The sequence below is a fragment of the Paenibacillus sp. FSL M7-0656 genome (genome assembly GCF_038003225.1).
In the GTDB taxonomy this organism is placed as follows: Bacteria; Bacillota; Bacilli; order Paenibacillales; family Paenibacillaceae; genus Paenibacillus; species Paenibacillus amylolyticus.
This window is the reverse complement of the sequence record NZ_JBBOOT010000001.1, coordinates 3,518,764-3,534,216: the sequence shown is the minus strand read 5'-3', so window position 1 is coordinate 3,534,216 and position 15,453 is coordinate 3,518,764. Positions and strand designations below refer to the sequence as shown.

Genomic DNA, 15,453 nt, shown 5'->3' with positions numbered 1-15,453 from the left:
CATGACAACTACATGCCGAAGCACAAAAATTGTGAGATTCTTTCCGAATGAAGCAGCAAGAATAAGGATCCAGCTTCTACTTACTTTAGAAGGAGCTATCAGAAATATATGGTCGAATATCATCGTTCACTGAATATTTAATTCCATCAATTCGATTATCCCAGCAATATTTTTAGTTGTACTCAAGCTGATAGGAGCTGCTTGATGTTTTCCTGAACATATTACTAGAGAAAGAAGGGAAGGAAAGATCACTGGATTATGATTCTAACTGGTTTTGAGATAGCGGCAATTCGCATACGATTAAGTATTTATGTTTCTGTAGAAGAATAGAAGACGGAATGATTTTAATTTAAATGAATAAAGTATTCTAAAATGAGACTGTTATCTAATACTAGATAGTGGTCTTTTTGCTATGTATAATTAAGAAAAAATATCGCAAAAATCCGTATATATTAGCATGCATGAAGATGCAAAATGAGTTTTGCGCTTTTTCCTACTTATCATGAAAATATGTCCTGATAGATAAGCTTTATTGATGACTTTCTCTCACTAATTATGACAAGTGGTGTGCTGTGTCGGTGGTCATATTAAATCGAGTTCAGGAGAGGGTCGATGATCATGCAACAGTTAAAAGGGTTCTATATAAAGTTTTTGAGGGAACCTCTGTGGTTTAAAGCATTGATCGATCCTGACTACACTACTACTTTCAATTGTATTTAGCAGTTCAGCCTTTTCAGAGCAGGGCAACTACCAAAGCATCTCCAAATTAGCTATCGCTATTTTCTTCGTCGCATATGGAGTGAAGCTGTGGGGCAATCCGAAGGTTTCTATAGCCTTTTTTTTCCTAGCGCTGATAAGTATCTATTTATCAAGGAATAGCTTTGGCTTTGCGAATATGTTGCATTGAACCTGTATGTTGGTTTCGTTTTTATTGTTTCTTATCTAATGAGAGTAATGAAGGGAGAAAGTGCGCTCCGTTTTGGAGTGGCACCAATTCCCATCTTTAACCGTAGTATCTAAGTATGTCTATTCTATTAAAAATTGGATTGGCAACTATATTCAATAAAGGAGATTACATAATATGAAGAATTGGAAACGCATGCTCTTATCTCTAACCATCTCAGTAGGTTTGCTTGCATCTGCAGTGCCAGCTATGGCTGCTCCACAAGGAACTTCCGTAAAGGTTAATGATCAAGCTGTGAAATATGCTACAGGAGCACCAATCCTGGAGAAAGGTACAACATTGGTTCCACTGCGGACTACGCTGGATGCTATGGATGTGAAGCTAACAACTGCGACAGATGATACGATCACAGCAGTGGTAGATGGCAAAACGATTACACTTAAAAGCAAGCTTACGCGCATCAACGGTGTAACGTATGCGCCAATCCGCATCGTCGGTGATGCAGCGGGTTATGAAGTTCGCTGGGATGCTGCAACGCGCACCGTGCTGTTGGTATCCAAAGATGGAGCAACTGAAACTGCTCAAACCGGTGGACGTGGCTTCATGTGGGAAGTTGAAAGCAATGGCAACACGATCTATCTGGTAGGGTCCATGCATATTGCGGATGAGAGCTTCTATCCACTGCGTCCGGAGTTTGAAGAAGCCTTTGCGGAAGCTGACTATCTCGGGGTAGAGATTGATATTAGCAAAGCCGCTGATGAAGAGCAGCAAAAGCTGGTTCTAAGTCTGGGTTCGTATCAAGATGGAACAACACTGAAAGACCACATTTCCAGTGAAACGTATACTAAGCTGGGTGATGTATTGAAGAAAAATGGTCTGGAGTCTAACGCCTTGGATGCATTTAAGCCTTGGGTAGTAGAGAGCACACTTGCAAGTTTGAAGTCCACAACGGCAGGATACGAAGCGTCAGCAGGAGTGGATCTGTATTTCATCCAGAAAGCGATCGAGCGCAAACTTCCAGTTATTGAGTTGGAGAGTTATCAATCTCAACTTGGCATGTTTAACGACTTTTCCAAAGAAACACAGGAGGAAACACTGAAAGCGACAATCGAAAACTTCGACGTGTTGGATAACAGTGTGAAAGAAATGGCTGAGATGTGGAAAACGGGTAATGACGAGCAACTGCTTGAACTGACAAACAGCTTCTCCACTAACGAGGAATATAACAAAGCAATGCTGGTTGATCGTAACATTGGTATGGCGGACAAAATCGATGGTTACTTGAAAAACGGCAAAGGTGAGGAGTATTTCATTGTTGTTGGTGCGGCACACTACTTGGGCGATCATGGCATCGTGAAACTGCTTGAGGATAAAGGATATAAAGTAGAACGGAAATAAATATAGATTACTATAGAAGGTAACCCTTTCGTCTCGAATATGAGAGTTGAGAGGGTTGCCTTCTTATATATAGAAGAAAGACAGATTTAAATAAAGAAGATTAAGCTGAGGATAATAAAATTGAACCTAAGAGTTCATTGTAGATTGAAGGTCCTTAATATGGTTAGATCGTGGATTTGATATGTTTTGAAATTAACTCTTTACAAGTGTGTGTTCTACATGGTATATTCTATTTCCGGCCAAAAAAACACGAGATACACGGTGCGGCAAGCGATTGAAATAAGCTTCGAAAGAAACTTAAAAAAAGAGCTTGCAAAGTTGGTTCGGACATGATATTATATAAGAGTTGCTGAAGAGAACAACATTCGGTAACAAAACGAGTTTGATCTTTGAAAACTGAACAACGAGTGAGTAAACATTCTGCTTGCAGAATGAACGCAAAAGTTTGAGACAAGCCTTGGCTTGGATCGACTGGAGCACAAATGAGATTTTTAATCTCGTCAGATTCAAAATGAGCTTATCGCTCTTTTCAATACTTTATTGGAGAGTTTGATCCTGGCTCAGGACGAACGCTGGCGGCATGCCTAATACATGCAAGTCGAGCGGACTTGAAGAGAAGCTTGCTTCTCGGATGGTTAGCGGCGGACGGGTGAGTAACACGTAGGCAACCTGCCCTCAAGTTTGGGACAACTACCGGAAACGGTAGCTAATACCGAATAATTGTTTTCTTCGCCTGAAGGAAACTGGAAAGACGGAGCAATCTGTCACTTGGGGATGGGCCTGCGGCGCATTAGCTAGTTGGTGAGGTAACGGCTCACCAAGGCGACGATGCGTAGCCGACCTGAGAGGGTGATCGGCCACACTGGGACTGAGACACGGCCCAGACTCCTACGGGAGGCAGCAGTAGGGAATCTTCCGCAATGGGCGAAAGCCTGACGGAGCAATGCCGCGTGAGTGATGAAGGTTTTCGGATCGTAAAGCTCTGTTGCCAGGGAAGAACGCTTGGGAGAGTAACTGCTCTCAAGGTGACGGTACCTGAGAAGAAAGCCCCGGCTAACTACGTGCCAGCAGCCGCGGTAATACGTAGGGGGCAAGCGTTGTCCGGAATTATTGGGCGTAAAGCGCGCGCAGGCGGTCATTTAAGTCTGGTGTTTAATCCCGGGGCTCAACCCCGGATCGCACTGGAAACTGGGTGACTTGAGTGCAGAAGAGGAGAGTGGAATTCCACGTGTAGCGGTGAAATGCGTAGATATGTGGAGGAACACCAGTGGCGAAGGCGACTCTCTGGGCTGTAACTGACGCTGAGGCGCGAAAGCGTGGGGAGCAAACAGGATTAGATACCCTGGTAGTCCACGCCGTAAACGATGAGTGCTAGGTGTTAGGGGTTTCGATACCCTTGGTGCCGAAGTTAACACATTAAGCACTCCGCCTGGGGAGTACGGTCGCAAGACTGAAACTCAAAGGAATTGACGGGGACCCGCACAAGCAGTGGAGTATGTGGTTTAATTCGAAGCAACGCGAAGAACCTTACCAGGTCTTGACATCTGAATGACCGGTGCAGAGATGTACCTTTTCTTCGGAACATTCAAGACAGGTGGTGCATGGTTGTCGTCAGCTCGTGTCGTGAGATGTTGGGTTAAGTCCCGCAACGAGCGCAACCCTTATATTTAGTTGCCAGCATTTCGGATGGGCACTCTAGATAGACTGCCGGTGACAAACCGGAGGAAGGTGGGGATGACGTCAAATCATCATGCCCCTTATGACCTGGGCTACACACGTACTACAATGGCCGGTACAACGGGCTGCGAAATCGCGAGATGGAGCCAATCCCAACAAAGCCGGTCTCAGTTCGGATTGCAGGCTGCAACTCGCCTGCATGAAGTCGGAATTGCTAGTAATCGCGGATCAGCATGCCGCGGTGAATACGTTCCCGGGTCTTGTACACACCGCCCGTCACACCACGAGAGTTTATAACACCCGAAGTCGGTGGGGTAACCGCAAGGAGCCAGCCGCCGAAGGTGGGATAGATGATTGGGGTGAAGTCGTAACAAGGTAGCCGTATCGGAAGGTGCGGCTGGATCACCTCCTTTCTATGGAGAATCGTTTCCTGCAACGGAAACATTCAAATACGCAGCTTAGCTGCAAACACTCACTCGTTGCTCAGTTTTGAGAGCTCAAACTCTCAAACAGCTTGCTTTTGCATGGAGCTTGTTCTTTGAAAACTAGATATCGAAACGAAACAAACGCGAATTAGAACATTCCTTTAAGCTGAACTTGTGCAAACAAGTCAAGTGTATAAAGGTAGTTAAATTGCTTTTGTGAGGGTATCGGGTGAGAGCGACTTTTGGCTTTGCGCAAGCAAAACAAGGGAAGCGAGCGACCGAAACCGGAACAAAATGGTTAAGCTACTAAGAGCACACGGAGGATGCCTAGGCGCTAGGAGCCGATGAAGGACGTGGCGAACAACGAAACTGCCTCGGGGAGCTGTAAGCAAGCTTTGATCCGGGGGTGTCCGAATGGGGAAACCCAGCTGGGGTAATTTCCAGTTACTCATAACTGAATACATAGGTTATGTAGAGGCATACCAGGGGAACTGAAACATCTAAGTACCCTGAGGAAGAGAAAACAATAGTGATTCCGTCAGTAGCGGCGAGCGAACGCGGAGAAGCCCAAACCAAAGAGCTTGCTCTTTGGGGTTGTGGGACGTCTCACATGGAGTTACAAAGGAACCGGTTAAGCGAAGAGGTCTGGAAAGGCCCGCCAAAGAAGGTAAAAGCCCTGTAGTTGAAAGTCTGTTCCCTCCGAGACGGATCCCGAGTAGTGCGGGGCACGTGAAACCCCGTATGAATCCGGCAGGACCATCTGCCAAGGCTAAATACTTCCTAGCGACCGATAGTGAAGCAGTACCGTGAGGGAAAGGTGAAAAGCACCCCGGAAGGGGAGTGAAATAGAACCTGAAACCGTGTGCTTACAAAAAGTCAGAGCCCGTTTTAGGGGTGATGGCGTGCCTTTTGTAGAATGAACCGGCGAGTTACGTTCCCGTGCAAGGTTAAGGTGAAGAGCCGGAGCCGTAGCGAAAGCGAGTCTGAATAGGGCGACATAGTACGTGGACGTAGACCCGAAACCGGGTGATCTACCCCTGTCCAGGGTGAAGGTGCGGTAACACGCACTGGAGGCCCGAACCCACGCATGTTGAAAAATGCGGGGATGAGGTGGGGGTAGCGGAGAAATTCCAATCGAACTCGGAGATAGCTGGTTCTCCCCGAAATAGCTTTAGGGCTAGCCTCGGAAAACAGAGTCGTGGAGGTAGAGCACTGATTGGGTGCGGGGCCCGCAAGGGTTACCAAGCTCAGTCAAACTCCGAATGCCATAGACTTACTTCCGGGAGTCAGACAGTGAGTGCTAAGATCCATTGTCAAAAGGGAAACAGCCCAGACCATCAGCTAAGGTCCCCAAGTGTGTGTTAAGTGGGAAAGGATGTGGAGTTGCACAGACAACCAGGATGTTGGCTTAGAAGCAGCCATCATTGAAAGAGTGCGTAATAGCTCACTGGTCGAGTGACTCTGCGCCGAAAATGTAACGGGGCTAAACACACCACCGAAGCTATGGCTTGATGCTTTGCATCAGGGGTAGGGGAGCGTTGTATAAGGGTTGAAGGTGTACCGTAAGGAGCGCTGGACATTATACAAGTGAGAATGCCGGTATGAGTAACGAAAAGATCAGTGAGAATCTGATCCGCCGAAAGCCTAAGGGTTCCTGAGGAAGGCTCGTCCGCTCAGGGTAAGTCGGGACCTAAGGCGAGGCCGAAAGGCGTAGTCGAAGGACAACAGGTCGAAATTCCTGTACCACCGTAAGCCGTTATGAGCAATGGGGGGACGCAGTAGGGTAGTGACGCGGACTGATGGATGTCCGTCTAAGCAGTAAGGCTGATGTGTAGGCAAATCCGCACATTGTAAGGCTGAGCTGTGATGGGGAGCGAAAATTATAGTAGCGAAGGTCATGATCTCACACTGCCAAGAAAAGCCTCTAGCCAGGTGATGGTGCCCGTACCGCAAACCGACACAGGTAGGCGAGAAGAGTATTCTAAGGCGCGCGGAAGAACTCTCGTTAAGGAACTCGGCAAAATGACCCCGTAACTTCGGGAGAAGGGGTGCCCCGGTAGTGTGAATAGCACGAGGGGGCCGCAGTGAAAAGGCCCAAGCGACTGTTTAGCAAAAACACAGGTCTGTGCGAAGCCGTAAGGCGAAGTATACGGGCTGACGCCTGCCCGGTGCTGGAAGGTTAAGGGGAGTGGTTAGGAGCAATCCGAAGCTGTGAACCGAAGCCCCAGTAAACGGCGGCCGTAACTATAACGGTCCTAAGGTAGCGAAATTCCTTGTCAGGTAAATTCTGACCCGCACGAATGGCGTAACGACTTGGGCGCTGTCTCAACGAGAGATCCGGTGAAATTTTAATACCTGTGAAGATGCAGGTTACCCGCGACAAGACGGAAAGACCCCATGGAGCTTTACTGCAGCTTGATATTGAATTTGGGTACGATCTGTACAGGATAGGTGGGAGCCTTTGAAACGTGAGCGCCAGCTTGCGTGGAGGCAACGTTGGGATACCACCCTGATCGTATCTAGGTTCTAACCTGGTACCGTAATCCGGTGCGGGGACAGTGTCAGGTGGGCAGTTTGACTGGGGCGGTCGCCTCCTAAAGAGTAACGGAGGCGCCCAAAGGTTCCCTCAGAATGGTTGGAAATCATTCGAAGAGTGCAAAGGCATAAGGGAGCTTGACTGCGAGACCTACAAGTCGAGCAGGGACGAAAGTCGGGCTTAGTGATCCGGTGGTACCGCATGGAAGGGCCATCGCTCAACGGATAAAAGCTACCCTGGGGATAACAGGCTTATCTCCCCCAAGAGTCCACATCGACGGGGAGGTTTGGCACCTCGATGTCGGCTCATCGCATCCTGGGGCTGAAGTAGGTCCCAAGGGTTGGGCTGTTCGCCCATTAAAGCGGTACGCGAGCTGGGTTCAGAACGTCGTGAGACAGTTCGGTCCCTATCTGTCGTGGGCGTAGGAAATTTGAGAGGAGCTGTCCTTAGTACGAGAGGACCGGGATGGACGTACCGCTGGTGTACCAGTTGTTCCGCCAGGAGCACCGCTGGGTAGCTATGTACGGACGGGATAAACGCTGAAAGCATCTAAGCGTGAAGCCCCCCTCAAGATGAGATTTCCCAGTATGTAAGACCCCTTGAAGACGACGAGGTAGATAGGCTGGGGGTGGAAGTGCAGCAATGCATGGAGCTGACCAGTACTAATCGGTCGAGGGCTTATCCAATAGCAAGTGATAATTCGCATGTTTCGTTTCGAATCTAGTTTTCAGAGAACGATCTCTGAAATGTAAGCTAAGCTATGCGTTTGGTGGCGATGGCGGAGGGGTTCCACACGTACCCATCCCGAACACGACCGTTAAGCCCTCTAGCGCCGATGGTACTTGGACCGCAGGGTCCTGGGAGAGTAGGACGCCGCCAAGCAATCTAAAGACACACTTGATGATATCGAGTGTGTCTTTTTTTTTTACTATTTTACACTGGCAAACAACTAACTTACAGATGAGACGAAATTAAGATTCTTCACTTATATGAAGACTTCCAATATTATTGATCAGACTATTAATGCTGGTAGGTATATTTCCATCTGTTCGACTTCTTATTCTTAGCTCCTTCAGCAACCTTTCAGTTGAATTTAACGTACGTTTCAGTGGGATAGGGTATAGTGAAGCTAAGTAAAGAGGGGGGGAATCATAATGAATATATCTTCTACAGCCAGCTCCACTACATCATACATATCGACATCTTCGAGTTCGGACAATTCAAGTAGCTTGGAGAAACAAAAGACGAAGCTTGAGGCTCAACTGGAGAAAGTGCAATCCAGCAAGGACGATGAACAGACTAAGGAGACAAAGACCAAACAGCGTGAACAGCAGATCAAACAGATTGAGACACAGATTGCACAGCAAAGCTCTCAAGGAGCCGGTACAACTGCTACGAAGGAGGCTCCACCTGCCCAACCACCATCCAATGGAATGGGCGTAGCTACCCCTAAGGAGATTGCAAACGCAACGACAGACAGCAATGGTCGATTGGATATACGTATCTAATTCCATCTAAATTTAGGATAAAACAAAAGCCCTGACCGATCTATATTGATCGTGCAGGGCTTTATTAATTTGTTTATTAGATTATTTATGAGGTCTACCTACAGTTTATCTACGTTCCATTGATCTTCTATCTGTTGCTGTTATTATCTGTTAACGTTATTCAGACTGCAACGCGTTTATTCGATCCGTAAGGGATCGTTTTCTATAGTACAGGGCTATGGTTGCGAGAACCAGCATTTCGGACAGCGGTACGGCAAGCCACACACCCGTGACACCAAAGAATGAAGGCAGGATCGCAATCAACGCAATCATGATGATCATTTCACGCGCAGCTGTAATCCAGATGGCCATTTTGGCATTACCAACAGATTGGAAATAGGTGCTCATGACAAAGTTAACACCCATAAACACATAGGCAAATGTAAATATACGTAATCCGTAAACGGCATTATCCGTTACGCCACTACTGAAGTTTCCAAAGATTTGCACGAAATAAGGTGCACCGATCTGAACAACAACCAGTAACAATAGACCGCATGCCAGAGCCGTTTTGGTAGCTAAACGTATCGTTTGTTGTACCCGTTTAATCTGTTTCGCACCGTGATAATAGCTGATCAGAGGTTGGGCAGCAGACGCCAGACCCAGGAACGCTAACAGTACCACACCATGAATATAGTTCAATACGGTAAAGGATGCTACACCATCCGTGCCCGCAATGCGGTCCATGGAGATATTGTGAGATACAGAGAAGACCGACATGCCAAGTTCAGCCAGAAAGCTGGGGAAACCAATGAGCAGCAGGGAAGCCAGCAGTTTGTTTTTCCATTTGAACCGGGTGAACGTGAGATTATTTGTTTTTTTGAAAAAATGAGTAAACAGGACAAGTAGCGCAAGAGACGCCGATACAATTGTACCGAGGGCCACACCGCGTACACCCCATTCAAGTACATATAATGTTATATAATTGATGATGATATTGGCTACAGCAAACGTAATCTGAGCGTACATGGACGTGTTGGGGTTCCCATCGTTTCGTACAAAGATAGAGAGTGCATTCTCAATGGTGAAAACGAACCCGAACAATAACATGATATTCATATAGTCCGAAGCAAACGGGAAAGTCTCGGCGTTCGCACCGAGGGAGTATACCAGTTTGTCTTTAAATGTAAATGCAACATATCCAATGGCTACCGTAACTAACATAATGAGCATAATGGATTTGGTGAAAATTTGTTTGGCTGAAGTGATATCTTTTCTACCCATAGCGTTGGAGTACAACGTTGCCCCGCCCATACCAATCCACAGCGACATGGCAACAAAGAGCGTGTAGACAGGTGAGGCAATGCCGATCCCGGCCATTGCGGTAGAACCCAGTTTGTGTCCAACCATAATGCCGTCGATAATAAAATTAAAAGCAACTACCAGCATCCCCAATACAGAAGGCACGAGGTAACTTATAAAAGCTTTACCTACAGATTGCCCTTCCAATGGATGCGTCCAATTCGTATTCATAATGACCTCCGTTAGTAAACTGAATGTTCATTCTGTATTTAATAATACTGAACGTTCGTTCTGTATGATAACACGCCATGAATTCTCTTGGCAACTTTTGCGTTTAAATATTGTTTATGTGATAGAGTAGGTGGATATTTATAAGGCGGGAGGAATCTCTTGATGAAACAAAATAAATACGATGAAGCAGAGTTTTTCAATAACTATAGTAAGATGTCTCGTTCCGTTCAAGGGCTGGATGCAGCCGGGGAGTGGCATGAACTGCAGACTCTTTTGCCTGATTTGAAGGACAAGCGTGTGCTGGATTTGGGATGTGGTTTTGGTTGGCACTGCCGGTATGCGCGAGAGCAACAAGCGAGTTCAGTAATCGGTGTAGATCTGTCTGAAAATATGCTTCAACGTGCTCGTGAAATGACGGACGACCCGCAGATCCAGTACAAGCAGCTGGCAATTGAAGATATTGATTTTGCACCGGGACAATTCGACGTTGTGATCAGTTCACTTGCCTTGCATTATATTGAACTGTTAGACACGGTGTACGCTAAGATCAATGATTGTCTCGTAGAAGGGGGCACGTTTGTCCTTTCATCTGAACATCCCATTTTTACCGCTCGTGCTGCGCAGGATTGGCATTATGGACCCGAAGGTGAGATCTTACACTGGCCCGTGGATGATTACCACGATGAAGGGAAGCGTGTGGCGGACTTTCTGAATCAGGATGTGGTCAAATATCATCGCACTCTGGCAACACATCTCAATGAACTGATTAAGGCAGGGTTTGCTATTCAAAAGGTGGCTGAATCCAAACCATCACCGGAGATGATTGAACAGGTCCCAGGCATGAGAGACGAGAATCGAAGACCGATGTTTCTGATGATTGCTGCGGTGAAAGTATAACGATGAAAATGATACGTTAGACCAGAGGGCAGAAAGAAACTGAGGAAGTGGAGCGTTCGCTTAAAAGCTTTCTGATAGAGATTTCTAACTAAGCAAACTTGAAGGAATCAGCGTGTTCAGCGATGTTGAACATGCTGTTTTTTATTTTGCTACAATAATAAGAAATAATGTCCAAAACAGGGAACCAAACCACATTAGACTCAGTCATATTAAGTGAGGTGAACAACAGTTGGATGATCAATTACTGGCACAGGCTCAGACCATAGATAATTACACACTTAGCAGCATAATGGATGACTACGGAAATGACGTGTGGAATTACGCTTATTTTCTGACCAAAAGTGCCGAACAGGCAGATGAATTGTCACAGGAGGTATTTATTCGGGCGTACTCGGGGATCGCTCATTATCGTGGAGATTGCTCACTGAAAACCTGGCTGTTGACGATTACTAGGAACACGACTTTTACATATCAAAAATCCAGATTTTTCCGCAGCAGTCTGTGGGGAGAGACGTTACCCATTGAGACGGAGCGTGGGGGTTCGAGCCAAAGAGTCATGATTGCAGAGCAGCCTGCACATCCTTCGGCCGAGATGGAAGTGATGCGTAAGGAGCATATCCATGAAATCTGGGATATTGTTCTGGCGTTGCCAAAGAAGTTCCGGGAGATTCTTTTGCTGAATCTGAAGTATGAGCTTACGACGAGTGAGATTGCTGAGATGTTGAAAATCAGCTTAGGAACAGTAAAATCCAGACTATCCCGAGGTAAGGATAAGGTACGGAAACAATGGGAGGAGCGAAGCAAATGACACACAAGGATGAGCAATGGGAGAAGGAAATCCGGAAGGGACCGTTTGCTTCGTCTCCTTTTACAGAGGATCACAAGCGAAAGGTGCTTCAACAGGTGGAGTGGATGAAGAAGTCGGAAGAGGGAAGCAAGGGAGATAGTGGAGAGAGCAGATCCAGGTCATCCAGGTCATCCAGGCCGCAAGTAGGCAACGTGTCACACAAGCGTCGCCCTAAAAGAGGGCCTCTTGTTGCCGGGACGGGTGCGTTGGTTATTGCTGCTGGATTGTTCCTATGGATCTGGGATGATGGACAGCTGGTGAAACCCGTGATCGAGCAGGTCTATCCGACAGCAGCGTTACAGTTATTCGATGGTTTGAACACAAATCTGCTAACCGACAAAATGAAAAGAAATGTTGCGATTACGATGCGAGATGATCTGGGTAAACAGCTGAAGATTAAGAAAGTGGAAGACTTGCCTGTGTCCGGCAGAGTATATGTAGAGGCTGGAAATGAAAGCGAGAAGGAGTATGCACAGATATGGCTCGATGCGACAACAGGAAATCTGCGTGAAGTACAGATGAGACGAGAGATGCAGCCAAGCGAGCTGGAACACCGTTATCTGCGTCAAGTTCCATCGCTTTTGCAAAGTATAGGCAGCACTCCAACGCTTAAACCTGCATCAGTCCAACGTTTTGTGAGTATGAAGCAAGGGGAGTCGGAGCCAATATCGCATACGACATTAGCGTTAGAGAATGAGACTGGCGATGGTTATGGGGAGATTGTATGGCAGCAGGACAAGGCTGTCTCGATCACAGGCGACCTTAGACCTGATCAAGTATCCCAGGCAGCGCTGACGGATGCCAGAAACGCGATTGAGGCTCTGTCTGGTAAAGCCAATCTTGATCTGGTAAGAGCAAGCCGAAGCAAAGATGATGAACTCGGTAAGGATACAGTCTTTTTTTCCTTTAAAGATAACTACTTTGTACAGATGACCGAAGGAAAAGCGGGCATGGGTTATACGGTTGGGGATGCTAATCACTATGAGCAAGACTTTGCAGACTGGGAAGAAATAGAGGCTTATTATCAGGAACTATATAACATACAGGAGTCTCTTCTTAGAGGAGAAGTAGAACCTATAATTAAAAAAATATTTAAAATGGATCTTCAAGCGTATAAACTTCACCGTAATCCTGACCGTCCAGGCATGGTCACATTTGAACTGGAGTCGAGCAAGGATGTTTTTCAGGTTGAATACAGGGAAGATGGACGGATCAAGATGATCACCAGAGGCGATTTATAGAGCTTGATCTTATATGTTACAATTTACTTCATATATGGAATGGGTATAAGGAGATAACGATGAAATATTTGGTGAGTTCATGTCTGGCAGGGGTAGCTTGCCGTTACAACGGAACAGCGAGTCTGGAAGAGAAGATTCAGGAGCTGGTGGAGCAGGAGCAGGCTAAGATGGTATGTCCGGAGCTGCTCGGCGGATTCTCCACTCCACGGGAACCAGCTGAAATTATCGGTGGCACGGGCAAGGACGTACTGGCAGGCACTGCAAAAGTGATCGAGAAAAGTGGCAAGGACGTCACAGAGTTGTATATTAAGGGAGCCTATCAGACGCTCGAATGGGCGCGAGAATTGAATGTATCTTGTGTGGTACTGAAGGAGTTTAGTCCGTCCTGTGGTACACAGATGATCTATGATGGGAATTTTGCCAATCACAAGGTAACTGGAGAAGGTGTCACCTCAGCATTGCTGCGACAAGAAGGATATACCGTCATTTCTGAAAATGAGTGGATGCAGCAACTATAGGTCGCACAGATATCGTTTCATATTCACAGAAAAGCCGCTGGATTATATCCTGGCGGCTTTTCTGTTGTCTCCCATTACTTTTCTCAATAAAAGAATAAAGTCGATTTTCCTGAAATGCTAACAAACAATATGGATACATACGATATAGATATAAGATATATAAGGCTATCTACTATTTAAAGTGGGGGAAAAATCATGTCAATTCAGTCTAAGCCAAAAAATAAGAAAGGAAATAAACTCAAAAATATGAAATTAACAACAACGATGGTCATCATGACTGTAATTAGTCTAATCGGCTTGTTTACTGTTTTTCTGATTGGGATTTTCGGAATGAACGAAGCAAAAACGGGACAAGGTATCCTCTACAATGATCGCTTCCAGCATCAAACCAATGTTCTTGAATTGAAAAGTAATTTCTATAATATGCGTGCCAATTATACAAAGGTTCTTGATAATGCAGAGTATACCGACAAACAGTACGATCAGGTTCAGAAAGGTAAGAAGAGTATCACGGATGGTTTGAATGAATTTTCAGCAAGAACATTGGATACCAAAGAAAAAGAGATATTTGCAGATTTGGTAGCAAAGATGGATACATATTATCAGGATATTGAGCAAATCATGGATACCAAAAAGATGTCGGGCACCTACGATAGTGATGAGAGAGGAAGAATTAACAAAAGCAGTACAGCGATTGTGGAGACGATCACCCTTTTGAGTGCGCATAACGAAGAAGAGTCAGCCAAGCTCTATGCGGATACACAGGAAGTAATTCAGCAGCGAGCATTGGTGCTCGGTTCGGTTCTTTTGTTTTCACTTGCAGCACTTATTCTTATTTCATTTGTAGTGATTCGCAGTATACGTCAACGAATGAAAGCTATCACCCGTTATTGTGAAGAAATAACACAAGGCAACTTAACGGCATCCTTAGATCCGCATCTAACACAGGGAAATAATGAGATAAGTGTCATCGCACGAGCTATTCGTACAATGAGCGATTCCACAACAAATGTCATTCGTGGTGTAGTTCAGGAATCTCATCATATCAACCAGGTTAGCGATCTTACCAACCAGAACATGGCTGGTCTGAATGAACGAATTCGTGAAGTATCAGCTACAGTTGAAGAGCTCTCTGCTGCAATGGAAGAGGCTTCAGCCCATACGGAAAATATGAATCATTCGGCTAAAGAGATGCAACAGGGAGCTGAATATATATCGGAACAGACATCTAAACAAGCAGAGTCCGCCTATGTGACCAGCACGAAGGCTGAAAAGTTGAAGCAGGAAGCCCGCGAATCGAGCCGAGCAGCCATAGACATGTACGATCATACGAGTAAGAAGATGTCAGAAGCGCTGGAACGTGCAACTGCTGTAGATCAGATTGGTATATTATCTCAATCTATTTTGGATGTTACAGCGCAGACTAATCTGCTTGCACTCAATGCATCCATTGAAGCTGCAAGGGCTGGAGAAGCAGGCAGGGGTTTTGCGGTTGTTGCAAGCGAGATTCGAAAGTTGGCTGATGATTCCAGACAGGCTGCCGATCAAATTCAGCAGGTCACGGAAGAAGTTATGCAGTCTGTAACCAATCTGTCCTCGAATGCCAAAGAATTGCTATCCTTTATGTTCAATCAGGTTGGCAAAGATTATAAATTATTGGAGGATACAGCTGAACAGTATTATGTCGATTCCCTTGATCATGCCAATGCAGTTAAAGATCTCAATGCAACCTCACAACAAGTGACTGCAAATATCAAAATACTAGTGGGCTCCATTCACGAGATTGCATCAGCCAGTGAACAATCCGCCGCATCCAGTCAGGAAATCGCAGGACATATGGTCGCTTCTGCTGCGCAATCTGTGGAAGTAGTTAAACAATCTGATCAAGTCAAGGATAGTGCATTAAATCTGAATAAGCTGGTTCAAGATTTCAAGATTTAAAAGGAAAAGAGTCATAGATAATCCACTAGGGCCATGTATATGCCCAGTG

Annotated in this window: 8 protein-coding genes and 3 rRNA genes; 10 read left to right on the top strand and 1 reads right to left on the bottom strand. The window is 45.9% G+C overall.

Translation table 11 applies throughout. From position 1 onward, the window contains the following. Positions 1-1,081 precede the first annotated feature (1,081 nt). The 5 genes from MHI01_RS15560 to MHI01_RS15540 all read left to right on the top strand — a co-directional run bounded on the left by MHI01_RS15560 (position 1,082) and on the right by MHI01_RS15540 (position 8,448). On the top strand, positions 1,082-2,302 hold the full coding sequence (locus MHI01_RS15560) for a TraB/GumN family protein (RefSeq protein ID WP_340983534.1): 1,221 nt from the start codon (positions 1,082-1,084) through the stop codon (positions 2,300-2,302). A 537-nt stretch (positions 2,303-2,839) separates the two neighbouring features. Then, positions 2,840-4,392: ribosomal RNA gene (locus tag MHI01_RS15555) — 16S ribosomal RNA — on the top strand. 308 nt (positions 4,393-4,700) lie between these two features. After that, a 23S ribosomal RNA gene (locus tag MHI01_RS15550) occupies positions 4,701-7,626 on the top strand. Positions 7,627-7,705: 79 nt separating this feature from the next. After that, positions 7,706-7,822: ribosomal RNA gene (rrf, locus tag MHI01_RS15545) — 5S ribosomal RNA — on the top strand. The 16S, 23S and 5S rRNA genes sit together here, the layout of an rRNA operon. 272 nt (positions 7,823-8,094) lie before the next feature. Then, positions 8,095-8,448 (top strand): FlxA-like family protein, encoded by a 354-nt coding sequence (locus MHI01_RS15540; protein WP_127551718.1) that lies wholly within the window; start codon positions 8,095-8,097, stop codon positions 8,446-8,448. 156 nt (positions 8,449-8,604) lie between these two features. Here the strand turns inward: MHI01_RS15540 and MHI01_RS15535 are convergent, their stop codons facing one another. After that, positions 8,605-9,960 carry an MATE family efflux transporter gene (locus MHI01_RS15535; RefSeq protein ID WP_282319511.1) on the bottom strand — a complete coding sequence of 452 codons (1,356 nt, stop codon included), beginning with the start codon at positions 9,958-9,960 and terminating at the stop codon, positions 8,605-8,607. A gap of 162 nt (positions 9,961-10,122) precedes the next feature. Here MHI01_RS15535 and MHI01_RS15530 point away from each other — a divergent pair, with 162 nt between their 5' ends. The 5 genes from MHI01_RS15530 to MHI01_RS15510 all read left to right on the top strand — a co-directional run bounded on the left by MHI01_RS15530 (position 10,123) and on the right by MHI01_RS15510 (position 15,404). Further along, positions 10,123-10,857: a class I SAM-dependent methyltransferase gene (locus tag MHI01_RS15530; protein WP_340983532.1), complete on the top strand. Its 735-nt coding sequence runs from the start codon at positions 10,123-10,125 to the stop codon at positions 10,855-10,857. Positions 10,858-11,086: 229 nt separating this feature from the next. Continuing rightward, positions 11,087-11,665 (top strand): RNA polymerase sigma factor, encoded by a 579-nt coding sequence (locus MHI01_RS15525; RefSeq protein WP_340983531.1) that lies wholly within the window; start codon positions 11,087-11,089, stop codon positions 11,663-11,665. Continuing rightward, positions 11,662-12,945 carry a hypothetical protein gene (locus MHI01_RS15520; RefSeq protein ID WP_340983530.1) on the top strand — a complete coding sequence of 428 codons (1,284 nt, stop codon included), beginning with the start codon at positions 11,662-11,664 and terminating at the stop codon, positions 12,943-12,945. The genes MHI01_RS15525 and MHI01_RS15520 overlap by 4 nt, the downstream gene beginning before the upstream one ends. A gap of 59 nt (positions 12,946-13,004) precedes the next feature. After that, on the top strand, positions 13,005-13,463 hold the full coding sequence (locus MHI01_RS15515; RefSeq protein ID WP_340388850.1) for a DUF523 domain-containing protein: 459 nt from the start codon (positions 13,005-13,007) through the stop codon (positions 13,461-13,463). A gap of 246 nt (positions 13,464-13,709) precedes the next feature. Then, on the top strand, positions 13,710-15,404 hold the full coding sequence (locus tag MHI01_RS15510) for a methyl-accepting chemotaxis protein (protein WP_340983529.1): 1,695 nt from the start codon (positions 13,710-13,712) through the stop codon (positions 15,402-15,404). Positions 15,405-15,453 lie beyond the last annotated feature (49 nt).